General features: G+C 37.2%; 1 protein-coding gene. It reads left to right on the top strand.

All coding sequences use genetic code 11. The features are described 5' to 3' along the window. Positions 1–243: 243 nt before the first annotated feature. On the top strand, positions 244–1,089 hold an 846-nt coding region (locus BAZSYMA_RS06905; protein WP_143243137.1), incomplete at its 3' end, for a galactose-binding domain-containing protein.

The following is a 1,089-nucleotide window of genomic DNA, read 5'->3' as shown; positions in this document are numbered from 1 at the left end:
CAAACTACCCAAATCCAAAAATTGTAATGGTCTAACAATCTTAAACACAAAGATAGCCTTATAATACAAAATACAAGGAGGTCAATAATGACACAAATAATAAAATAACAACTATCTAATCAACCAACAAAAAATCTACAATATCATGGATTGTTTTAATGTTAGAATAATAGGTGTCAAAGTGCTTATATTTTTATCTTAGCATTTAGTATTTTAAATTCCTAAAAACAACAAGGAGAAACTATGTCTGCATCCTATATAAATAATTTTCTTAATCGTACTGTATTATTAACAGCATTTTTTTTCACTGCTTTATTTACCACCGTTCATGCCACTGACATTAACTTGGCTCTTGGCAAACCTGCCACGCAATCCAGCAATTATAACACCACTCTTTATCATGCTTCACAAGCAGTTAATGGCGACACCAAGGGTGTCTGGTATACCAATAGCATAACTCACACCCAAAAGGAACAAGGTGCCTGGTGGCAGGTTGATCTGGGCAGTAAGAAAAATATCAATCAAATCATTATCTACAATCGTACCGATTGTTGTGTAGATAGGCTAAGCAATTACCAAGTCAGTGTTTCCAATACAGCAGACTTTAGCACTCGTGTTTATCGGAAAGACTTTCATGTCACCCCTAATCCTAAAAAAATCATTAAATTAGGCACACAGGGCAAACAAGGTCGTTATGTTAGAATCCAATTACTTGATAAGAACTATCTGTCTCTAGCAGAAGTTCAGGTTATGGGTGTTGATCTTTTGCGTTTTTCCGAGGTGGATTATTCTAGTTACTTTAATGATTTTGATGGGTTGAATAATACGCCAAACTATCCTAATAAAGAGGCCTTTGCTACGCTTAAAGCTGATGGTTCAATCACGGCATGGGGCAGTAGTAGTTACGGTGGTACAGATGCACCTACTGACAGTGGCTATACTAAGATTTATTCAACTAGGAGTGCTTTTGCCGCTCTTAAAGCTGATGGCTCAATCATAGCGTGGGGTGAGTCAAATTCTGGAGGTGCAAATGCACCCACTGATAGTGGGTATACTGATATTTATTCAACCTCTAGTGCCTTTGCCGCG

This window comes from Bathymodiolus azoricus thioautotrophic gill symbiont, from assembly GCF_001298715.1.
Classification (GTDB): Bacteria; Pseudomonadota; Gammaproteobacteria; order PS1; family Pseudothioglobaceae; genus Thiodubiliella.
The sequence above is the reverse complement of the archived record's forward strand: the minus strand, read 5'-3'. Positions and strand labels throughout refer to the sequence as shown.